This is a genomic window from Aliidiomarina sedimenti, from assembly GCF_003986955.1.
Classification (GTDB): Bacteria; Pseudomonadota; Gammaproteobacteria; order Enterobacterales; family Alteromonadaceae; genus Aliidiomarina; species Aliidiomarina sedimenti.
In genome coordinates, this window is the sequence record NZ_PIPN01000001.1 from 848907 (window position 1) to 872317 (window position 23411).

The window sequence follows — 23411 nt, forward strand, 5'->3', positions numbered from 1 at the left end:
GGGTTTTTTACTTGGTTACAATGATTGTCTACAGGTACTCAACGGCAACCACTTCGTACTCGACTTCACCACTTGGCGTTGTCACCACCGCAGTGTCATCAGCCACTTTGCCTATCATCGCGCGCGCCAGCGGTGAGTTAACTGAAATCAGATTATTTTTAATATCTGCTTCATCGTCACCGACTATTTTATAGCGCACTTCTTTATCAGTGCTGGTGTTGTAGAGTGTCACCGTGACGCCGAATACGATCTTGCCGGTATTTGGCATTTTCTTCACATCGATGATCTGAGCATTGGACAGTTTGGCTTCAATTTCCTGAATCCGTCCTTCACAAAACCCTTGCTGTTCACGTGCAGCATGGTATTCAGCATTCTCTTTTAAGTCACCGTGCTCACGGGCATCCGCTATCGCCTGAATAATGCGTGGGCGGTCCTCATGCTTTAAACGTCTTAATTCAGTGCGCAGCGCTTCCGCGCCGCCCACAGTCATTGGGATCTGATTCATCCTTCCATAACCCTCTTATGTAAATCCTGAACAGAGCTAACCCGCGCTCTGTCATTCACGGTGTGTGCCTTAACTGTAGCAAAGCCTGCATTCAACGTGGTGGTGTAGATCACATTATTCAACAGTGCTTCACGTCGAATGTAGACAGAGTCAGCAATTGCCTGACGGCCTTCCACCGTATTAATGATATAGCTGTATTCGCCATTCTTTATCGAGTCGACAATATTCGGGCGCCCTTCCTGCAACTTATTGACAATGGAACACTTGATACCCTGTTCCTGCAAATAGGCGCCGGTACCGCGCGTCGCTTCCACATCAAAGCCGAGCGATAATAAGCCACGAGCCAAATCAGAGACCCGTTTCTTGTCCGCTTCGCGCACTGACAATAATGCTTTTCCTTTGCGCGGTAATGCCTGCCCTGCACCAAGGTTGGCCTTGGCATAGGCTTCTTCAAAACTCTCGCCAACACCCATAACTTCGCCGGTTGAGCGCATTTCCGGGCCACGGATTGGATCCACACCCGGGAATTTAGCGAACGGCACCACCACTTCTTTGACCGAGTAGTAAGGCGGAATCACTTCTTTGGTATAGCCCTGTTGTTTAAGGCTCTGACCAGCCATGACCCGCGCCGCAACTTTGGCCAGTGGCACACCGGTCGCTTTAGACACAAATGGCACCGTCCGTGCCGCACGCGGATTGACTTCAATCAGGTAAATATCATCTTCTTTAACCGCAAACTGAGTGTTCATCAAGCCACGAACATTCAACTCAAAAGCCAGTTTACGTACCTGTTCTCTGAGCCGTGCCTGAATCACATCACTCAGTGAATACGGGGGCAATGAACAGGCTGAGTCACCGGAGTGCACACCCGCTTCTTCGATATGCTGCATAATGCCACCAATCAGCACGGTTTCGCCATCGCAGATAGCGTCGATATCAACCTCGACAGCGTTATCGAGAAAGCGGTCCAGCAGTACAGGCGCGTCATTTGATACCTTCACCGCTTCGGTCAGATAACGGCGCAAGTCCTGTTCATCATAAACAATTTCCATTGCCCGGCCACCCAGCACATAGGATGGGCGCACTACCAACGGGTATCCAATCCGACGCGACTCGGTCATCGCTTCGTCGAAATTCGTCACCGTGGAGTTCTCTGGTTGCTTCAGCCCTAAACGTTCAACCGCACTCTGGAACCGCTTACGGTCTTCAGCACGGTCAATCGAGTCCGGTGATGTACCTATGATTGGCACCCCGTTCGCTTCCAGCGCACGCGCCAGCTTCAGTGGGGTCTGCCCACCATACTGAACGATAACGCCCTTAGGCTTCTCGATACGCACGATTTCGAGCACGTCTTCGAGAGTAATAGGTTCAAAATACAGACGGTCTGAGGTATCGAAATCGGTCGACACGGTTTCCGGGTTGCAGTTGACCATAATGGTTTCATAACCATCTTCACGCATGGCCAACGCAGCGTGCACACAGCAGTAGTCAAATTCGATGCCCTGGCCGATCCGGTTCGGACCACCGCCAATCACCATGATTTTCTCTCTGTCGGTGGGCCGCGCTTCGCACTCTTCATCATAGGTTGAGTACATATACGCAGTTTCTGAAGCAAATTCAGCCGCACAGGTATCCACCCGCTTGTACACCGGGAAAATCTTGAAGTATTCACGACGCTTACGCACTTCCTGTTCACTGACACCCAGCAAATAGGCGAGGCGCTCGTCAGCGAAGCCTTTGCGTTTGAGTAAACGCAAACTATCGGCATCCAGCGCTGACAGTCCGATCTCAGAGATTTCCTGTTCAAGTTGAATGATTTCTTCAATTTGAACCAGGTACCAGCGGTCAATTTTAGTCAACTCAAAGACCTCATCGACGCTCATGCCGAAGCGGAACGCGTCACCGATGTACCAGATACGCTCAGCACCCGGCTCTTTAAGTTCGCGGATAATCGTCGCTCTGGACGCATCACGGTCCTTCAAATCAACCAGTGAGTCAAAGCCGCTGTAGCCAAGTTCAAGGCCACGCAAGGCTTTTTGCAGCGATTCCTGCTGGTTACGACCAATCGCCATGACCTCACCCACTGACTTCATTTGCGTGTTCAGGCGGTCATTGGCGCCGGCAAATTTTTCGAAGTTGAAACGTGGGATTTTAGTCACGACATAATCAATCGACGGCTCAAATGAGGCTGGCGTTACGCCACCGGTAATTTCGTTTGCCAGTTCATCCAGGGTGTAGCCAACTGCCAGTTTCGCCGCCACTTTAGCAATCGGGAAGCCTGTCGCCTTCGACGCCAGCGCAGAGGAACGGCTGACCCGTGGGTTCATCTCAATGATGACCATGTCGCCAGTATCCGGGTTCACCCCAAACTGAACATTGGAGCCGCCCGTTTCGACGCCGATCTCACGCAATACAGCCATCGCCGCATTACGCATAATCTGAAATTCTTTGTCGGTCAGGGTCTGTGCCGGTGCGACTGTAATAGAGTCTCCCGTATGCACACCCATAGGATCGAAGTTCTCAATCGTACACACAATGATGCAATTATCATTTTTGTCACGAACCACTTCCATCTCGTACTCTTTCCAACCGATCAGCGACTTATCGATCAGCAGCTCATTGGTGCGCGAGAGCTTAAGGCCACGCAAACAGATTTCTTCAAATTCATCGCGGTTATACGCAATACCGCCACCACTGCCGCCCATGGTAAACGACGGACGGATGATGGCTGGGAATCCAACCCGTTCCAGCACATCGAACGCCTGTTCCATGCTGGTCGCAATTTCTGCCTGCGGCGTTTCTAAGCCAATCGACTTCATTGCTTTATCAAAGCGGTCACGGTCTTCTGCTTTATCTATCGCATCGGCAGTCGCGCCAATCATTTCCACGCCGTACTTTTCCAGCACACCGTTTTCATCCAGCTCCAGCGCACAGTTCAACGCTGTCTGACCGCCCATGGTCGGTAAAATCGCATCAGGCTTTTCAATCTGGATGATTTTCTCAACCACTTCCCAATGAATAGGTTCGATGTAGGTTACATCCGCCATTTCCGGGTCGGTCATGATCGTAGCCGGGTTCGAGTTCACCAGAATGACCCGGTACCCCTCTTCACGCAGGGCTTTACACGCCTGCGCGCCGGAATAATCAAATTCACAGGCCTGGCCAATCACAATAGGGCCAGCACCGATAATCAGGATACTTTTTATATCTGTACGTTTTGGCATGCCAGCAACTCCTATTGGGTAACCTGGTGGGTCTGCATTAAATCAATGAAGTTATCAAACAACGACTCCGCATCATGCGGCCCCGGGCTCGCTTCCGGGTGTCCCTGAAAGCCAAACGCGGGCTGGTCCGTTGCCTGAATCCCCTGCAGCGTGCCATCAAACAGCGACTTATGAGTCGCCTTTAAGGTTGCCGGCAACGTCTCTTCGTCAACCGCGAAGCCATGGTTCTGGCTGGTGATCATAACCACGCCCTTCTCTATATCGAGTACCGGGTGGTTGGCACCATGGTGACCATGCGGCATCTTGACGGTCTTAGCGCCCATTGCCAGCGCCAGCAACTGATGGCCAAGACAGATACCAAATAACGGAATGTTTTTACTTAGCAAGGTTTTAATCGCAGTCACTGCGTAGTCACAGGCGGCTGGGTCACCCGGTCCGTTGGACAAGAACACACCATCCGGATTCATCGCCAGCACATCTTCAGCAGAGGTTTGTGCCGGTACCACGGTGACACGACAACCACGGTCTGCCAGCATGCGCAGAATATTCAGCTTAACCCCGTAGTCATAGGCGACCACATGAAAATCGGTATTGGTTTGCGTACCGTAACCACTGCCCAACTTCCAACTGGTTTCGGTCCACGGATGCGCGGCTTTACAGCTGGCTTCTTTCGCCAGATCCATACCTTTTAAACCCGGGAAGCTTTTTGCAGCCGCTAATGCCTGCTCAACGTCCGCCTCTGCACCACTCTCCACAGCGACCACACAACCATTCATTGAGCCTTTCGAGCGCAGCAGGTTGGTTAAACGACGGGTATCGATATCAGCAATACCAACCACCTGATTCGCTTTTAAATAGTCACTTAAGGATTGTTCAGAGCGGAAGTTGCTGGCGAGAAGAGGAAGGTCGCGGATGACCAGTGCTTTGGCCCATACTTTGTCAGATTCGATATCTTCGGCGTTGGTGCCGTAATTGCCAATGTGGGGGTAAGTCAGGGTAACGATCTGTTCTGCGTAGGAGGGGTCTGTTAAAATTTCTTGGTAGCCACTCATGGCCGTATTAAAAACTACTTCACCAACGGCTTGTCCCGTCGCTCCAATGGCAGTGCCATGGAAAACGGAGCCGTCAGCGAGAACCAGAATCGCTTTCCGCGCGGCTTTTCTCGCAATAATGCTCAAGGTAACCTCCGAACATAAAAAAACGGGTAAATCAATAAGTTGACTCCCCCGTTTTGCATGAACTATGCATAAGTTTCTTTGCGCGACCACGTAATTCTTATGCGCCCGACAAATTGTAAATAGTCTACAGAATTATGCGCTATGCGTCCAGCCCAAGGACGTGGTTCATGCTATAAAAGCCTGCCTTTTGCCCCTTTAACCAGGCTGCTGCGTTGTAAGCACCTTCAGCAAAGGTTTTGCGGCTGGCTACGCGGTGGGTCAATTCCAGCCGTTCGCCACCCGCCACCAGATAGACAGTGTGCTCGCCGACGATGTCGCCGGCACGCAATGTAGCAAATCCAATGCTGCCTGGCTGATAGGCGGTGTCATTGTGGTTGCGTTGATATTCAGCCACCTCAGACAGCCGTTGCCCGCGACCCGCCGCCGCAGCTTCGCCCAATGCCAGAGCGGTGCCGGATGGCGCATCCCGTTTCGCAGTGTGATGGGCTTCGAGGATTTCGATATCACAGCGGTTGCCCAGCGCCTGACTCGCTGTACGCACCAGATTAAGCAGCAGGGTAACACCCAGACTGGTATTGGCAGCATAGAGCACTGCCGTTCGTCCGGCAGCTGCCTTAAGGTCAGCATGTTGTTGTTGATTCAAGCCAGTGGTACAAACCACAATTGGTGTTTGTTGTTGTCCGGCGGCTATCAGGTTATCAGCCAGCGCTGCGGGTAAGCTGAAATCAATCATCACATCAGCCGCTTTGGCGGCCGCCTGCACATCATCGGTAAAGGTTACGCCCAGCTCTGCAATGCCACTGTAAAGACCGACATCCTGGCCCAGGGCTGGCGACGCTTTGTGCGTAACGGCTGCGCATACCTGTGCATCGGTCGACTCTGCGACAAGCTCAACGAGCTGTCGGCCCATACGTCCGGACGCGCCGATGATGGCTATTTTCATTCTGTTTTATCCTGTTTGTTAGTGGTTCGCGATTGTTCGCTACTGAACGCAGTTTACCAATTCATTTTTCAAATGAAAGCGCGCTGTCTTCCGTGACCTCGGCGTCGCTTTGTAACAACCCTTCAGATCGCGCAACCACACTGGTGACCACCATATCACCAGTCACATTGGTGGCGGTTCGCATCATATCAATCAAACGGTCCACCGCTGCGATAAAGGCAATGCCTTCCAGTGGCAGGCCAACCGCGGTCAGGGTAACTGTCAGCATGACCATCGCCGAACCAGGTACGCCCGCAGTACCGATGGCCGCAATGGTAGCGGTGACCATAATAATTCCGTATTCGACCACACCCAGCGGGATCCCATACAACTGAGCAATGAAAATAGCGGCGATTGCCGGGTAAATACCGCCACACCCGTCCATGTTAATGGTCGCCCCTAACGGCAATGAAAAACTCGCATAATGTTTATCCACACCCAAGCGTTCAGTGACGGTGCTATGGGTCGAAGGCAGCGTCCCGTAACTACTGGATGTCGAATAGGCGACCACCTGAGTCGGAAAAATCGCCTTCAGAAACTGCCACGGCTTGAGTTTCGCCCCATAGCGTACCAGCAGGCCATAGGTCAGCACGATATGAATGATGCAGGCCAGATACATTGCAAAAATGAACTTACCCAAAGGTAACAGGGTTTCCAGACCAAAGGAGCCGACCACCCAGGCCATTAATCCGAACACACCAAGCGGGGTTAACTCAAGTACCAGACGGGTGAGCTGAAACATAATCTCCGCACCCGACTGGAAAAAGGCGCGCGCAGGCTCCGCCTTTCCGGCAAGCTGGTTGATGGCAATGCCAACCAGCACTGCAAACACAATAATCTGCAGTACCTTTCCTTCCACCATAGCCGCAAACGGATTGCTCGGTACCAGATTTAACAGGATCTGGCTAAACGGAGGAATATCACGCTCAACGACTTCACTAGCAGTCAGTTCCATAGCCGGTGCCAGATCAACCCAGGTTCCCACCGCCAGGCCGATAACGCTGGCTATCAATGCGGTCAACACAAAAAGAAAGACCGTTTTGCTGGCCAGCCGTGCCATGTTGTGATGCTGTTGCAAACTGGTAATAGCGCTGACAATGGCACAAAAAATTAGCGGCACCACCAGCATCTGAATGGCCTGAATAAACAGCTGTCCAAAAGGCTGCATCGCGATACCACTTGCAGGGCTAAAAAACCCCAGTGCAGCACCCAGTAAAAAACCGCCCAGCACACGCTGCCAGAATGGAATTGCCAACCAGGCTTTTAACATGAGCCTTTTCCTTAGTTATCAAACACAACAAAGCCGCCACCTTAAGTCAGGCGGCGGCTTTGCAACAAGCACGTGTTGTTCTTTGATATAACTAAAAGTTCAGGCTTCAGGCTTTTCTTTGTGTGCCCACTCCGGTGCCTTACAGGTCGGCGCCGCACGCTCCGCCAGACGAGCTTCATAAGCCGGCATCACCGAGGGTAGCTGTTCGTTGAGGGCATCAATACGTGAGCCAGGCGACGGGTGAGTCGATAGCATCTCCGGTGTCCCTCCGCTACCAAGCGCCTGCATGTTTTGCCACAGTTTCGGCGCTTCCTTGGGGTCAAAACCTGCATCCGCCATCAGCTCCATACCTATTTCATCAGCCTCAGACTCGTGCCGGCGGCTGTATGGCAGCATATAGCCGACCTGGGCGCCAATACCAAGCCCCGCCATAATGAGGCTGCGCTGCTGCGGAGAGCGGTCAGCAAAGGCAAAATCAGCGCCCAGCAAGCCTGCGGTAACCAGCAGGTTTTGTGACACCCGCTCATTACTGTGCTCCGCCATCACATGACCGATTTCATGGCCCATCACTGCAGCCAGCTGATGCTGGTTATCAGCCAGCCGCATCATGCCGACATACATTCCAATGTAGCCACCAGGCAAGGCAAACGCATTGACCATCTCCGAATCAAAGATCTCGACTTCCCAGCTGTCAATCTGGTACTCCTCTGGCAGGACTTCGACCAAAGCATCGGTAATACACTGAATATAGCGGTCGGCCTCGGCGTCCTGCAAAAGCGCTTCCTGCTGGCGAATTTCATTCCAGGAGTCAGCACCCATTTGATTCAGTTGTGATGACGACAACAGGTTCAGCTGTGACCGTCCGGTCGGTGAGGTACTGCAAGCTGCCACAATACCGAGCGCGAGCACCGAAACAGTAAGTTTAGAGACAATAGATTTCATGCTATTCCTTCACGTTTAAGCCGTGTCTGAAGTATATGATAAACCCTTAAAAAGTAAAAAGGAGCAGTAAACTGCTCCTTTTATAAACTCCCGGTTTATAATCACCGTGACATTCACCACTCAGATTAGCTGGTTAAGTCATCAAAGAACTTTTTCACACCATCAAAAAAACCGCGCTCTTTTGGCCGGTAACGGGCGGCTTCATCGCCTTTACCCATTGACTCATCGAGGCTACGCAACAGCTCTTTTTGTTTCTCTGACAGATTGACCGGCGTTTCAACCACCGCCTTACAAATCAAGTCACCAGTGACCCCATTTCGGACTGACTTAACGCCTTTGCCACGCAAACGGAACATACGTCCAGTCTGGGTCTCGGTCGGGATTTTAAGTTTAACTTTGCCATCTAAGGTCGGCACTTCAACTTCCCCACCGATCGCTGCATGGGTAAAGCTAATCGGAACTTCGCAATATAAATTGCTACCGTCACGCTTGAAAATACTGTGCTCGCGAACGTGTACCTGAACGTACAGGTCACCCGCAGGCGCTCCATGCTCGCCCGCTTCCCCTTCACCGCTCAAGCGAATCCGGTCACCGGTATCAACACCAGCAGGTATTTTCACATTCAGCGTTTTGCTCTTCTCAACGCGTCCTTCACCATGGCATGTACGGCACGGGTTTTTAATGACTTTGCCGCGGCCACCACACTGTGGGCAGGCTTGTTGCACTGCGAAAAAGCCCTGACGCATCTGAATCTGGCCCGCACCATGACAATAATCACAGGTTTCAGCCTTCGAGCCTTTTGCCGCGCCACTGCCGTGGCAGTCGCCACATTCAGTCAGTGCTGGAATTTCCAGTTCAACGGTTTTACCGCGAACCGCTTCTTCCAGTGACATTTCCAGGTTGTAGCGCAAGTCTGCGCCACGACTAGCCCGGGGGCCACCGCCGCCACGCCGTCCGCCACCAAAAATATCGCCAAATACATCGCCAAAGATATCTGAGAAGTCAGCACCACCAGCACCTGCGCCAGCGCCACCACCTCGTGACTGATCAAACGCGGCATGGCCATACTGGTCATATGCCTGGCGCTTAGCAGAGTCACTCAGTATTTCGTAGGCTTCTTTCACATCTTTGAATTTGGCCTCTAACTCTTTGTCACCCTTGGTGCGGTCGGGATGATATTTCATTGCCATACGCTTGTAGGCTTTTTTAATATCACGTTCGTTCGCGTCTTTGCCTACGCCAAGGATTTCATAATAATCCGCTTTTGCCATAACTACGTCTTCTCTGTCACCTTGCTGTTTACAAACACACGGGCGCCGCTTTCGCCAACGCCCGTGCCATCAGAAGTTACTTCGCCAACAAGCTTATTTCTTGTCGTCGTCTTTCACTTCTTCGAACTCTGCATCAACTACGTCATCTGCAGCGTTGTTTGCAGCGTCAGCATCGGCACCCGCATCCGCGCCTTGTTGCTGCGCTTTCTGCTGGGCGATTTCCATCAATTTGGCCGAGGCTTCAATCAGCGCTTGCTGCTTGCTTTCGATTGCCTCTTTATCGCCTTCCTTGATAGCGTCTTCGAGTTCACTAATTGCAGTTTCAATCGGTGCTTTATCATCGTCCGACAACTCATCACCGGCTTCTTCCATCTGCTTACGGGTTGCATGAACAAGACCGTCAGCCTGGTTACGAACCTGCACCATTTCTTCGAATTTCTTATCTTCTTCCGCATGAGCTTCAGCGTCACGCACCATTTTTTCAACTTCGTCTTCATTCAGACCAGACGAAGCCTTAATGGTAATTTTCTGCTCTTTCCCAGTGTCTTTATCTTTCGCTGACACATTCAGAATACCATCGGCGTCGATATCGAAGGTGACTTCGATCTGTGGTTGTCCACGCATCGCTGAGCGGATACCTTCCAGGTTAAACTGGCCTAACGACTTGTTATCGCCAGAGCGCTTACGTTCACCCTGCAGCACATGAATCGTCACTGCCGACTGATTGTCTTCCGCGGTTGAGAACGTTTGCGACTGCTTCGTCGGAATCGTTGTGTTCTTCTCAATCAGCTTGGTCATCACGCCGCCCATGGTTTCGATACCCAGCGACAGCGGACATACGTCCAGCAACAGTACGTCTTTCACTTCACCAGACAGCACGCCAGCCTGAATCGCAGCACCAACTGCTACCGCTTCGTCAGGGTTAACGTCTTTACGCGGCGACTTACCAAAGAAGTCAGTAACCACTTCCTGCACTTTCGGCATCCGTGTCTGGCCACCGACCAGAATGATGTCATCCACTTCGCCTACTTTAAGATCAGCATCCGCTAAGGCCTGCTTCAGTGGCTCAAGTGATTTGCTAATCAAATCTTCAACCAGTGATTCCAGCTTCGAACGAGTCAGCTTGATAGCCAAATGCTTAGGACCACTTCCATCAGCCGTAATATAAGGCAGATTTACTTCCGTCTGCTGAGCTGAGGACAGTTCAATTTTGGCTTTCTCACCAGCTTCTTTCAAACGCTGCATGGCCAGTGGATCTTTACGCAGGTCAATGCCCTGATCTTTCTGGAACTGCTCAACCAGGTAGTTGATAACGCGGTTATCAAAGTCTTCACCACCTAAGTGAGTATCACCATTGGTCGCCAGTACTTCAAAGGTGTGTTCGCCTTCAACTTCATCAATCTCGATGATTGAGATATCGAATGTACCACCACCTAAGTCGTACACCGCAATCACGTTGTCGCCTTTCTTGCGGTCCATGCCGTATGCCAGCGCTGCCGCTGTTGGCTCGTTGATAATACGCTTAACATCAAGACCTGCGATACGACCGGCATCTTTGGTTGCCTGACGCTGAGCGTCACTAAAGTAGGCTGGTACTGTAATAACCGCTTCGGTCACGCTCTCGCCAAGGTAGTCCTCAGCAGTCTTCTTCATCTTTTTCAGCACTTCAGCTGAGATTTGTGGTGGTGCTTTCTTTTCACCTTTAACCTCAACCCAGGCATCGCCATTGTCCGCTTTAACAATACCAAACGGCATAATGCCGATATCGCGCTGGACTTCTTCGTCTTCGAAACGACGACCAATCAGTCGCTTAATCGCGAACAACGTATTCTGCGGGTTGGTTACAGCCTGACGCTTCGCTGGTGCGCCAACCAGGGTTTCGCCGTCTTCGGTAAACGCCACGATAGACGGGGTTGTACGATCACCTTCCGCGTTTTCAATCACGCGCGCTTTTTCACCATCAAGTACGGCCACACACGAGTTGGTTGTACCTAAGTCGATTCCGATAATTCTGCCCATGATGTTCTCCAATTCATTTGCAATTTGCTACTGAGTTGTCACCTAACTGTGGGTGACGGCTCTAAATTTCAATACCCTTAAAATGGGGGCGGTTATTTATTTTTAAAGGTCGAGACAAAAATTTCTCGACCTTATTCAGCGATCAGGCGGTCGTGTTGACACCAGACGTTGGCGCCCGGGACACCATCACCATTGCCGGACGTAATAAACGGCCGTTGAGGGTGTAGCCTTTTTGCATCACCGCCATCACCGTATTCGGTGCGTGCTCTTCGCTTTCCTGCATGCCCATCGCCTCATGATGCTCCGGGTTAAATGGTTGCCCCTGCGGGTCAACTACTTCAACGCCGAACTTTTCCAGCGTTGAAAGAAAACTTTTATAGGTCATATCGATGCCTTCGAGGACAACCTTAATCGCGTCTTCTTCCGCATCCATTGACTGCATCGCCCGTTCAAGGTTGTCTACCACTGGCAGTAACTCGCCGGCAAACTTCTCCAACGCAAAGTCACGTGCTTTTTGCACGTCCTGCGCTGCACGACGGCGAACATTTTCCGCCTCGGCAGCCGCGCGCAAAGCTGCATCTTTACGTGCGCTCGCCTCGCCTTCGGCAGCAGCAAGTGCCGCTTCCAGTTCGCCAATGCGCTGCAGCTGGCTTTGTTCATCAGCCTGACCATTGGGCTGCTGGTTATCGGCCTGCTGCTCAGATGATGGCGCTGCATCCTGAGGTTGCTGCTGATCCTGCGATTCAGCTGACTGTGAATTATCTGGCTTGGTCATGAATGACTCCCTAAACGTCAGATTAACAAGGCGCTCTAGTTTTAAAACGCTATTCGTTGTTGGATGAACTACACAATGGGGGCAGTTAGCAGCGATTCAAGCCATTTTTTATATTCACTGCCATCTTTTCCACTCGCAACCAGCAGATGCTTGATTTAAACCGTTAAAATACGTACTTTGAAACAAACTTCAGGAGCGAGATGCCAATGCCAGTCACTACCCCACCATTTACCTGTATCGGTCTAATGGGTAAAGCAAGCATGCCGGAGGCTCAGCACAGCTTGATCGCGCTCTACCACGGCCTACTGGAACATGGCTGCCAAATTCTGCTTGAACACAGTAGCTGGGAAATGCTTGATCACCCGGCGGGCGCCGAACTTTGTAGCATTGATGAAATAGGTCAACGCGCTGATCTGGCAGTCGTCGTGGGTGGTGATGGCAATATGCTCGGGGCCGCACGTGTGCTCAGCCAGTATGAAATTGGGGTGATTGGCGTCAACCGCGGCAACCTTGGCTTTCTGACTGATCTCAATCCGGACGATGCACTGCAACCACTGCTCGAGGTATTGAAAGGCGACTACAAAACAGAGTTTCGTTATTTGTTGTCAGCCAGTGTCTGTCACGACGGCCAGCCTGCAGCTCGCAACAACGCCATTAATGAAATGGTATTGCACTCCGACAAAGTTGCGCACATGATCGAGTTTGAAGTGTACGTTGACGACGAGTTCATGTTTTCACAACGTTCAGACGGTCTAATCGTCGCCACGCCAACCGGTTCAACTGCGTATTCTCTGTCTGCAGGCGGTCCCATTCTGACCCCTCATATGGACGCTATGACACTGGTTCCTATGTTTCCGCACACCCTCAGCAGCCGGCCGATTGTGGTCGACGGTAACAGTCAGGTGCGTATCCGTATCGCCCACGACAACGACCCTTTACACGTCAGCTGCGATGGCCACGTGACCATGGCGGTGCGCCCCGGCGACGATGTGGTCATCGAAAAGCATCCCCGTCAGCTGCGCCTGATCCATCCGCGAAGTTACAACTACTACCACGTGCTACGCAACAAATTAAAATGGGGCAGTCGTCTTTTCTGACGCCACAAATCCTGCTCCATGTGCGCTTTCGCTGATTCGCCAGCAAAGTGCTGAAGAAATCAGCGAAAAAAGTTTGCACTACTGGATAAACACTGTATATAGTTACTGTATAAATACACAGTTCATTTTTGCGTATATGAGGCGTATCTATGTTAGTGCAATTACAGGTTCGTCAGTTTGCGATAGTTAAAGACCTGAATATCGAATTAAAAGCTGGGATGACTGCTATCACCGGCGAAACCGGCGCGGGTAAATCCATTGCCCTTGATGCACTTGGCTTGTGTCTGGGTGACAGGGCTGAAGCCAGTATGGTTCGACCCGGTGCCGAAAAAGCAGAAATCAGCGCCGTTTTTGATATCAGAAACAATCTCCTTGCCCAACAATGGCTGCAGGAGCATGAACTTGAAGTCGACGACAATCACGACTGCATCTTACGCCGCACCTTGAGTAAAGAAGGCCGCTCTAAAGGCTATATCAATGGAGCCCCCGCGCCTATTAGCCTGCTGAAGGGGCTGGCCCCGTTACTGGTTAATATTCATGGCCAGCACGAGCACCAGTTGCTCAGTCAGCCAGACCACCAGTTACGCTTATTAGATCACTACGCTGACCATTCCTCATTACTGCAGACAGTGCGCAAACAGTGGCGTGAATGGCAGCAACTGCGCAAAGAAAAGAAACAGATTATGGAGCGCTCTGAGCATCTGAGCGCACGTCAGCAACTGATTCGCTACCAGGTTAAAGAATTGCAGGAGTTCAACCTGCAGGAAGGCGAGTTTACGCAAATTGAAACCGACCACCAGCGCCTGGCTCACGCCAGTACCCTGCGCGACGAATCAGCATTTGCCATTAACTGTATGTTCGACGGTGAGCACAACAATGCCTTTTCGCTGGTGCAAACGGTGATCGAACGGCTCAGCGAACAAACCAGTGTCGACGCGTCGTTACAGCCTGTGGTGGATTTACTCGCTGAGGCGGGTGTGCAAATTGAAGAAGCGGTCCGTGAGTTGCGTCATTACCATGACGACATTGATGTTGATTCAGAGGAACTGGTGCAGCTGGAGAAGCGTATGACATCCGCTATTCAACTGGCAAAAAAACATCAGATCAGTGCTGAACAACTGCCTGAACTGCGCCAGCAACTCGAAGCGGAGTTGGCTGAAATAGAACAGTGCAGCGATAAAGCCGAGCATCTTGACGAAGCTCTGATCGAGGCCAAACAAGCCTTCATAACTGCGGCCAACAGCCTTTCCCAGTCACGTATAAAATCAGCCACCAAACTGGCTAAAAATATCACAGAAAGCATGCAGCAGCTGAATATGAAAGCCGCCCAATTTAAGGTCAGCGTTGATAGCAGTATTGAGCATGCCTCTGCATTAGGTATTGACCATGTTCTGTTTAACGTCAGTACTAACCCAGGGCAACCATTGCAGCCACTGCAGAAGGTCGCCTCCGGCGGCGAATTATCACGCATCAGCCTTGCTATTCAGGTAATTACCGCCCACCGCGCCAACACGCCTACGCTGATGTTCGACGAAGTCGATGTCGGTGTGAGTGGCCCCACCGCTGCCACCGTAGGCTCACTGCTACGTCGTCTCGGCGAAACAAACCAGGTCATCTGTGTAACCCACTTACCTCAGGTTGCGGCCAAGGCCCACCAACAAATGCGGGTCGAGAAGACCCATCGCAAAAACTCAACTGAAACCATTATGGTACCGGTACAAGGGGATGAGCGTATTATCGAAGTTGCTCGCTTGTTAGGGGGCGATGAAGTGAGTGAGAAAGCGCTCGCCAATGCACAGGAACTTTTAGCCAGTTAAGCATAAACTGGCGCGAACTTTTTACCTTACACAGAGTCCATCTAATTGCGCCTGATGAATCTCGCCAGCCACTATTGCTAGGCTAGTAAACCTCGGGCGCTTTCGTTATCATCCAGCCATTCATTATAAAATGTGGTACGTCATGAAAGCACTTATTCTAGCCATTGCTGTTGTTAGTCTGTCAGCATGTTCGCTTATTGACCCTTTGGTCTATAAGATCAATATCCCTCAGGGAAACTTTATTGAACAACGCGACGTCGATGAACTGCGTGTAGGAATGAGCCGTGAACAGGTTAAATTTGTTCTCGGAACTCCGGTTGTCGACAATAGTTTTCGTAACGAGGACTGGGTTTATATGTACCGGATGAAACCTGGCCGTGGTGACGTGACCGTGCGCGAATTCCGAGTTCACTTCGACGATGACCTGCTTGCAGATATCAGTGGCGATTTCGACAAGCCGGAACAATTTGACGTCCCCCTGATTGATTAATGTAAAAAGTAAATCCAGCAGGCACCTTGTTGTCGTATAGTACGAGAGTGGTTTCACAAGCGTTTCCAAAGGCCTGATCCCAACTTCTGAGCAATGCGGCTTAACCAAGGATAGTTAGTTAAGGAAACTATGGTGCCTGAAAATAGCTCTCCGAGCACAAGGTTAGAAAAGAGTCCAAACGACCATCGCCAGTATCAGCTTACTGAACTGGACAATGGCCTGTCCGTATTACTGGTGCATGACGCTGACGCCCTGCACAGCGCCGCCTCTGTTGCCATTAATGCGGGCCATTTTCAGGACCCGCCAAACGTACAGGGCCTGGCTCACTTCCTTGAGCATATGCTCTTTATGGGCACAGACACCTTTCCCGACCCCGATGACTATCCTGATTTTGTTGACCAGCATGGCGGTCAGCACAACGCCTGGACGGGAACCGAACATAGCAACTTTCATTTTGATATTCGGCCGCAGCATTTTGCTCCGGCACTTGAGCGTTTTTCCCGTTTATTCATTGCCCCTGGCTTTTCGCCACAATGGATAGATAAAGAACTGCAAGCGGTTGAGTCTGAGTATCGGATGAAGCTGAATGACGAGCTTCGCCGCCTGTATCAGGTTCATAAAGAGACCGCCAATCCAAACCATCCATTTACGAAGTTCTCGGTCGGCAACGCGAAAACCCTGGTCGGAAACCAGGATGGAAGTCTGCAACAGCATTTACAGGCATTTTTTAAGCGCTGGTACCATAGCGCGAACATGACTCTGGTTCTGGTCGGGCCGCAATCGTTAGATGAGCTTCATGAACTGGCTTCCACTTATTTTAGCGACGTTGCTGAGATTACCCGGGGTAGCACCGCGCAAGTACCGGAATCCATCAGCGAGCCGCTCTACACCGAGGCGCAAAAAGGGGTCGTTATACATGTGCGGCCATTAAAAAATGCCTGTCGCATGATCCTCACCATGCCCCTGCCCGGCATCAACGACGATTACCCGTTCAAGAGCACAAGCTTACTTGCTCACATGCTCGGCTACGAAGGGCCTGGAAGTCTCTGTTCTGAGTTAAAAACGAAAGGCTGGATTACCGACCTGTCTGCCGGAGGCGGCATCAGCGGCAGTAACTTCAAAGACTTCAATTTTAATATTCAGCTTACCCAGCGTGGCTTAGACAATTATTTGCAGGTAGCGCACTTTATCTTCAATGCTATCGACGCGTTGCGCCAACAGGGTATTGAAGACTTTCACTATCACGAGCGGCAACAAATGGTGGCGCTGTCGTATCGTTATCAGGACGCTATCCGCAGCATTGATTTAGCATCGCAGTTATCCATTAACATGATGCATTACGCCCCTGAACATATTATTTCCGGCGACTATCTGATGCAGGGTATGAACCACAGTAAGCTGTCCAGCCTGCTCGACTACATGCGCCCTGAGCACTGCCGGTTAATGCTTATTCATCATTCACTGCCGGTCAATCAGACGACCTCGCTCTACGACACCGCGTACCGTGCTGAGAAGTTCAGTAGCGATCAGCTGCGCGCGCTCAATCACGAGCCAGAGCAACCGCTGTGCCAGTTCCCGTCACCTAATCCGTTTATCCCCCAACAGGTTGAACCACAGCCGCTGCGTGAGCCAAGTGCAGGATTACCTCGGCTGTTAGCCAGTGCCCCGGCATTGCAGTCATGGCACTTGCAGGACGCCGACTTCCGGGTTCCCAAAGGACACATATACCTGTCACTGGTCCTGCCTGAGGCAACAAATAACACCCTGGCATTCGCTCATGCGCGGGTATGGTGTGAACTGGTTCTGGATAAACTCAATGAGCGCTGCTACGACGCAGAAGTAGCTGGCATTCAGTTTAATGTCTATCCACAGCAATCAGGGATCAGCATTCATGTCAGTGGTTTTTCTCAGCGCCAACCAGAGTTGCTGCAGCAAATTATCAAAGCGCTGACTGATTTCGAGTTTGATGAACAGCGTTTCAACGCCATTCAGCAGCACCTCTATCACAACTGGATCGCCCTCAACCGGCATAAGCCGATTAACCATCTGTTCACGGTTCTTAATCAAACCCTGCAGCGCGGTTGCTATATTGGTCCCGACCTCGCCGCTGAGCTGAAAACGATGACCGCGAGTAAGTTTCAGCATTATATGCCGGAAATCTTCAGGCAAATGAACGCGATTATGCTGATTCATGGCGATTGGCCCATCGATACCGCACAGCAACTAACCACCATGGTTACCCAGGGTCTGGGCTTACAGAACCGTCCCCAGCAAGGTCCACTGCGCGAAGTGCGGCTACTCGAGCCAGGCCGTGACCAGCGGTTTCATTGCCGTCTGCCTCACCCAGACAACGCCATTGCCTATTTCTGTCAGGGGCAGTCGTTAAACCTGGAGGAGAAAGCTCATTTCCTGCTGTTAAACCAACTGATTTCGCCGGGCTTCTTTTCCGAACTACGCACTGAACAGCAGCTGGGGTACATGGTAGGAACCAGCTATGTACCTATGAACGGACGCCCCGGCCTGCTGTTTTATGTGCAGTCCCCGCATGCCAGTCTGGATGAGATGGAAACTGCGATCCGGGATTTTATTCGCAGTTTCTGTGAGCAGTTAATTGAGGTGCCGGATGCTGTATGGCAATCCGCCAAGCAAAGCGTCATTGCTCAGCTAACAGACCGCGACCCGAATTTGCGGGTTCGTGCGCAGCGGATGTGGACCAGCATTAATATTAATGATACCGACTTTAGCCTGGCTCAGGCTATGGCCGATAAAGTGAGCAGTACGCAACTATCAACGCTGGTCGAGTCTGCCAGTAGTCGGTTACTTACCCAGGCCGCTGCGCTGTGGCTTACTTGCGAAAGCGAAGAGAGTCAGGCTGAAGGCCGGGACCAGTAAACTGGTAGCTTCTCCGATACGTTAATCAGGCGTGGAAGCTATCCGGGCTTGGGGTGGCACAGTTGGATGCGCGCAAACCCAGTAAACGTTTATGCGTATTGAACATAGGCAGTAGCAAAGGACCCAGCAAGAGCCCTAACAGACACCAGCGTTTAGCACCCATGGCGTTTTTAAGTGCCTGAATGTAAAAATAAACTGCGGATAACACGCTAATAACGGGTAGAACTAACATACAACCCCCTTTACTTAAGACCCCTATTGTACAAAAAAAGGGCGGTGAAATCACCGCCCTTTTCAATTCGCTTAATTTGTTAACCCGTGTTGTTAGCTCACATTGTTAGCCCACATTGTTAGCCATAGAAGCGAGTCTTGTCCTTAGCCATCTGCTGTAACAGCTCACAAGGCGCGTAACGGCTACCCTGCTCTTTTTCCAGGCGGCGTAACGTCTCAACCACCTGCTCGATACCAAGGCTATCCATGTAACGGAATGGGCCACCCAGGAACGGCGGGAAGCCGATACCAAAGATAGCGCCGATATCACCGTCCCGTGGGGAGCGAATAATATCTTCCTGCAGACACCAGGCCGCCTCGTTCAGCATCGGATAAATACAGCGCTCAACAACTTCATCCTGTGACAAACGTTTCTGCGGCGAAATTCCCAGTATCTGATACACGCTACTGTCGACTTCCTTGCCTTTTTTGCCGCCCTCGTATTTGTAGAAGCCCTTCTTCGTCTTACGCCCCTTACGGCCATCTTCCAGTAACTTATCAAACGCATTTGGCGCGGCAAAACGTTCGCCTAACTCGTCCGTCAGAATCGGTGCAACCTTGGCTCCAACGTCAATACCAACCTCATCCAGCAAGGTGATCGGGCCTACCGGGAAGCCGAATTTAACCAGCGATTTATCGAGGTGTTCGATTGGCTCTCCGTCAAGCAGCAAACGGGCCGCTTCGTTCATATACGGGGCCAGGATCCGGTTCACGTAGAAACCAGCACCGTCCTGCACGACGATAGGTGTTTTACCCTGTGCTTTGGCGAACGCAACCGTGGTGGCGATGGTTTTCGCCGAGGTTCCCGGGTGAGTAATAATTTCCGCCAATGGCATTTTCTCGACCGGCGAAAAGTAATGCAACCCGATCACCTGCTCAGGACGTTCTGCCTTCGCCGCAATCTTGGTGATAGGCAACGACGATGTATTGGTCGCAAAGATAGTCTCCGTCTTCGCATGTTGTTCAATATCTGAGACCATTTTTTGTTTCAGGTCCAAGTCTTCGAATACCGCTTCCACCACCAGATCGACATCTTTAAAACCGGAGTAATCCGTCGTCGCACTCAGCATCAGCATCTGCTTTTCAAGCTCTGACTGACGTATAATCTTGCGCTTCGCCTTAGGCTTGAGCAGCTTATAATGGTAGTTCAGTGCGTTCTTAATACCTTCCTGACCAATATCTTTCAGTCGTACCGGCAGTTTGGCTTTGCTAATCGTGACATGGGCAATACCACCACCCATTAAACCACCACCTAACACCGCAGCTTTTTTTACTTTATCCGGCTGCACGCCATCGGCACCTGTCTCTTTTTTCATTTCCGTAGTGGCAAAGAAAATATTACGCAATTGCTTGCTCTGAGCCGTCATCGCGAGTTCGCCAAAGTTCTTAGCTTCCAGTTCAAGTCCCGCTTTGAAGCCTTTACTCATACCGTGACGTACGGTATCGATAATGCGGTCAATCGCCGGGTAGTTGCCCTGCGCTTTTTTCTGCGCCTGTTCCCGTGCTTTATTGAACAATACTGAACTGAGAGGCCCTTCCAACACCTTTTGCATGGTGCCCTGCTTCGCTTTGGCTTTCTTTGGTTTGCCTTTCTTGGCCAGCTCTACCGCCGCATCGAGAAGAATACTCTCAGGCACAACATCATTCGCTAACGCCAGCTTTTTCGCCTGCTTCGGTCGCAACTGTTTACCCGTCAGCATCATCGTTAAGCCCTGCTGGACGCCGACAATGCGTGGTAACCGCTGAGTACCGCCAGAACCTGGCAACAGACCCAACTGCACTTCCGGAAGCCCCATCACGGTCTTTGCTGAGTCCGAAATAACCCGGCCGTGACATGCCATCGCCAGTTCAAGACCACCACCGAGACAGGCACCATGAACCGCGGCAATAAACGGAATCCGTTGTCCTTCGATACGGTCAAATAACGCTTGCCCCTGGCGCGCCAGGCTCTCCGCATCGGCTGCCGTCTCACATTCACTGATCATGCGAATATCAGCGCCCGCCACAAACGACCCGGGCTTACCGCTGATAAGGACAACCCCTTTGATTTCACTGTCATCTTCAATTTTATCCAGCAGCGTCGTTACTTCATCTGCAAAGCTCGACTTCAGCGTGTTCATACTTTCTCCAGGGACATCGATGGTGATAATCGCAATGCCATCGTCCCGCTTGGTTAAAGTAAAAGCGCCCTGCTGCGTATCCATTTGCGTTAACTCACTCATTATTCTGTCTCCAGGATCATCGCTGCACCCAGACCACCTGCTGCACAGGCCGTCGTTAGTGCGGTGCCGCCACCGCGTCGTTGCAGTTCATTCAACGTTTGGGTAATTAAACGAGTGCCGGTCGCGGCAAACGGATGACCATACGCCAGTGACCCACCCATAACATTGAACTTGTCCATATCAATTTCGCCAATCGCCTGACTGCGGCCAAGCTTCTCTTCAGCGAACTTCTTGCTGGCAAACATTTTCACGTTGGCCAGTGTCTGCGCCGCGAAGGCTTCGTGCATTTCAATTAAATCCAGGTCACTGAGCTGCATTCCGGCGCGCTCCAGTGCCAGCGGGGTGGCGTACGACGGCCCCATCAACATGTCTTCCCAAACGTCGATGGCACTGAATGCATAGCTACGAATATAGCCAAGTGGTTTGTAGCCAAGCTCTTTTGCTTTGCTTTCAGTCATCATGATAACCGCGGAAGCACCATCGGTCAGAGCCGTCGAATTGGCGGCTGTCACCGACCCGTGTTTACGATCAAAGACCGGCCGTAACTTTGCATAGCCATCTTCTTTTGAGTCTGAGCGAACCGTATTATCACGCTCCAGGAAGTCAGTGTACGGCGCAACATGGGCTGCCATCACTTCTCTGCTCAGCTTGCCATCTTCCCATGACTGGTGGGCTAAGGTATGCGAGCGGTGAGCCAGTTTGTCCTGATCCGCCCGGCTGATTTGATGAGTCTTCGCCATTTGTTCAGCCGTTTCGCCCATGCTCAGACCCGTTGAGTACTCAGCAATTGCAGGCGGAACGGGCAACAGGTCTTTAAAGCTCAGACGCTTAAATATTTTCAGCCGCGCACTCAGACTACGAGCTTTGTTAAGGTCGACCAGCGCGTGCGCCAGTTTACGCGACACCCCAATTGGCAATACCGACGATGAGTCTGCACCACCAGCAATACCGACCGAAATATTACCGGCCATCATCGCTTCAGCAATATTCACTGTCGACTGGAAACTGGTCGCGCAGGCCCGGCTAACACTATACGCATCGGTGGTAACCGGCAGCGTAGTCCCTAATACAATTTCCCGCGCAATGTTCGGCGCAGAGGGCATTTGCACGACCTGACCAAACACCACTTGCTCAACCAACGCTGGATCTAAATCGGAACGGTTGATAAGCTCCTGAACGACCATTTTTCCCATGTCCAGAGCTGGAACGCCGTGGAAATAAGTGGCTTGTTTTGCGAACGGTGTACGCAGACCATCGACGATGGCAATACGCTCCCCGTTCGCGGTCTTAATCGACTGTGCTGAAGCTGACATAGAACTCCCCTATACGGTTACTGGTCAGACCACGAATTATTACCCTGATTCTAACGTCAAATTTAGCAGATTTAAACCATTGATTTTCGGTACACTGACCTTATTACCCGAACTATCCTGGCACTTTAATATCAGAGTGTGTGCATAAGAATAGACGAAGACGCAACAATCACGAGAAGGACATAGCATGGCAGTTCACGCCTTTAAACAATTACGAGACTTTCTCAACAGTCAGGTTATCGGCCAGCCGGAGCTGACTGAGCACCTGCTCATTGCCCTCCTTGCGGATGGTCATTTATTGGTTGAAGGCCCGCCAGGCCTGGCCAAAACCCGAGCAGTCAATGCTTTGGCTAAAGGTATTGAAGGTGACTTCCACCGGATCCAGTTCACCCCGGATTTACTCCCGGCCGACCTCACCGGAACCGACATTTACCGGCCTGAAACTGGTGAGTTCAAGTTCCAGCGCGGTCCTTTATTTCATAACCTGATCCTGGCCGATGAAATTAACCGTGCGCCGGCGAAAGTTCAGTCCGCGCTACTTGAAGCAATGGCGGAACGGCAGATCACGGTGGGAAAACGAACTTATAAGTTGCCCCCCCTGTTCACCGTGATGGCAACCCAAAATCCGATCGAGCAGGAAGGGACCTACCCGTTACCAGAGGCGCAACTGGACCGTTTCTTGTTGCATTTAGTCCTTGATTACCCGGACGCAGAAACTGAACAGCGCATTTTGCAGCTAACCCGCAACGAATCCATTCAGGGCGAACACAGCATGCCGCAACCGCTTAGTCAGAATGCTATTTTCGCGGCACGTCAAGCCACCCTCAGCCTGCATATGGAAACCTCAATCGAAACCTATCTGGTCCAGCTGGTGATGGCCACTCGCCGCCCCGCCGCTTATAGCGACGAGCTGGCAAGCTGGATTGAGTATGGTGTCAGTCCGCGTGCTTCAATAGCACTTGAGCGTTGTGCCCGGGCGCGTGCCTGGCTGCTGGGCCGGGACTTTGTCACCCCTGATGACGTTGCGGCAGTGGCGCATAATGTGCTGCGTCACCGCTTGATCCTTAGCTATCAGGCAGAAGCCGATGGTGTCACCGCGGATAAAGTTCTGGATACCATTTTACAATTAGTGCCTGCGCCATAA

Annotated in this window: 17 protein-coding genes; 5 read left to right on the forward strand and 12 right to left on the reverse strand. The window is 51.5% G+C overall.

From position 1 onward, the window contains the following. Window positions 1–28: 28 nt before the first annotated feature. The 9 genes from greA to grpE all read right to left on the reverse strand — a co-directional run bounded on the left by greA (window position 29) and on the right by grpE (window position 12166). A complete protein-coding gene (gene greA / locus CWE12_RS04140) occupies window positions 29–505 on the reverse strand; it encodes a transcription elongation factor GreA (RefSeq protein WP_126788380.1) in 477 nt (158 codons plus the stop codon). After that, window positions 502–3729, reverse strand: coding sequence for a carbamoyl-phosphate synthase large subunit (gene carB / locus CWE12_RS04145; RefSeq protein WP_126788381.1), 3228 nt, complete (start codon window positions 3727–3729; stop codon window positions 502–504). The genes greA and carB overlap by 4 nt, the downstream gene beginning before the upstream one ends. A gap of 11 nt (window positions 3730–3740) precedes the next feature. Beyond that, window positions 3741–4907, reverse strand: a complete 1167-nt coding sequence (gene carA / locus CWE12_RS04150) for a glutamine-hydrolyzing carbamoyl-phosphate synthase small subunit (protein ID WP_126788382.1) — start codon at window positions 4905–4907, stop codon at window positions 3741–3743. 139 nt (window positions 4908–5046) lie between these two features. Then, window positions 5047–5850 carry a 4-hydroxy-tetrahydrodipicolinate reductase gene (dapB, locus tag CWE12_RS04155; protein ID WP_126788383.1) on the reverse strand — a complete coding sequence of 268 codons (804 nt, stop codon included), beginning with the start codon at window positions 5848–5850 and terminating at the stop codon, window positions 5047–5049. Between the two features lie 61 nt (window positions 5851–5911). After that, window positions 5912–7159: a dicarboxylate/amino acid:cation symporter gene (locus tag CWE12_RS04160; protein ID WP_126788384.1), complete on the reverse strand. Its 1248-nt coding sequence runs from the start codon at window positions 7157–7159 to the stop codon at window positions 5912–5914. 99 nt (window positions 7160–7258) lie between these two features. Next, window positions 7259–8101 carry a M48 family metallopeptidase gene (locus tag CWE12_RS04165; RefSeq protein WP_126788385.1) on the reverse strand — a complete coding sequence of 281 codons (843 nt, stop codon included), beginning with the start codon at window positions 8099–8101 and terminating at the stop codon, window positions 7259–7261. A 125-nt stretch (window positions 8102–8226) separates the two neighbouring features. Then, window positions 8227–9372, reverse strand: a complete 1146-nt coding sequence (dnaJ, locus tag CWE12_RS04170) for a molecular chaperone DnaJ (RefSeq protein WP_126788386.1) — start codon at window positions 9370–9372, stop codon at window positions 8227–8229. A gap of 93 nt (window positions 9373–9465) precedes the next feature. Continuing rightward, window positions 9466–11391, reverse strand: a complete 1926-nt coding sequence (gene dnaK, locus CWE12_RS04175) for a molecular chaperone DnaK (protein WP_126788387.1) — start codon at window positions 11389–11391, stop codon at window positions 9466–9468. Window positions 11392–11533: 142 nt separating this feature from the next. Further along, on the reverse strand, window positions 11534–12166 hold the full coding sequence (gene grpE / locus CWE12_RS04180; RefSeq protein WP_126788388.1) for a nucleotide exchange factor GrpE: 633 nt from the start codon (window positions 12164–12166) through the stop codon (window positions 11534–11536). Between the two features lie 206 nt (window positions 12167–12372). On the opposite strand from grpE, the gene nadK reads away from it, so the two are divergent. The 4 genes from nadK to CWE12_RS04200 all read left to right on the forward strand — a co-directional run bounded on the left by nadK (window position 12373) and on the right by CWE12_RS04200 (window position 18462). After that, window positions 12373–13263, forward strand: a complete 891-nt coding sequence (gene nadK / locus CWE12_RS04185; protein ID WP_126788389.1) for an NAD(+) kinase — start codon at window positions 12373–12375, stop codon at window positions 13261–13263. A 149-nt stretch (window positions 13264–13412) separates the two neighbouring features. Then, window positions 13413–15080: a DNA repair protein RecN gene (recN, locus tag CWE12_RS04190; protein WP_126788390.1), complete on the forward strand. Its 1668-nt coding sequence runs from the start codon at window positions 13413–13415 to the stop codon at window positions 15078–15080. 142 nt (window positions 15081–15222) lie between these two features. Continuing rightward, window positions 15223–15570, forward strand: a complete 348-nt coding sequence (locus CWE12_RS04195; protein WP_198675679.1) for an outer membrane protein assembly factor BamE — start codon at window positions 15223–15225, stop codon at window positions 15568–15570. Between the two features lie 129 nt (window positions 15571–15699). Continuing rightward, window positions 15700–18462, forward strand: a complete 2763-nt coding sequence (locus CWE12_RS04200) for an insulinase family protein (protein ID WP_126788392.1) — start codon at window positions 15700–15702, stop codon at window positions 18460–18462. Window positions 18463–18487: 25 nt separating this feature from the next. Here the strand turns inward: CWE12_RS04200 and CWE12_RS04205 are convergent, their stop codons facing one another. The 3 genes from CWE12_RS04205 to fadI all read right to left on the reverse strand — a co-directional run bounded on the left by CWE12_RS04205 (window position 18488) and on the right by fadI (window position 22267). Continuing rightward, entirely contained in the window at window positions 18488–18694 is a 207-nt protein-coding gene (locus CWE12_RS04205; RefSeq protein ID WP_126788393.1) for a hypothetical protein, read from the reverse strand. A 118-nt stretch (window positions 18695–18812) separates the two neighbouring features. Beyond that, a complete protein-coding gene (gene fadJ / locus CWE12_RS04210; RefSeq protein ID WP_126788524.1) occupies window positions 18813–20936 on the reverse strand; it encodes a fatty acid oxidation complex subunit alpha FadJ in 2124 nt (707 codons plus the stop codon). Window positions 20937–20953: 17 nt separating this feature from the next. After that, the gene (gene fadI / locus CWE12_RS04215) at window positions 20954–22267 is read right to left on the reverse strand and encodes an acetyl-CoA C-acyltransferase FadI (protein ID WP_126788394.1); all 1314 of its coding nucleotides are present in this window, start codon (window positions 22265–22267) and stop codon (window positions 20954–20956) included. A gap of 187 nt (window positions 22268–22454) precedes the next feature. Between fadI and CWE12_RS04220 the strand changes: the two genes are divergently transcribed. Then, on the forward strand, window positions 22455–23411 hold the full coding sequence (locus CWE12_RS04220) for an AAA family ATPase (RefSeq protein WP_126788395.1): 957 nt from the start codon (window positions 22455–22457) through the stop codon (window positions 23409–23411).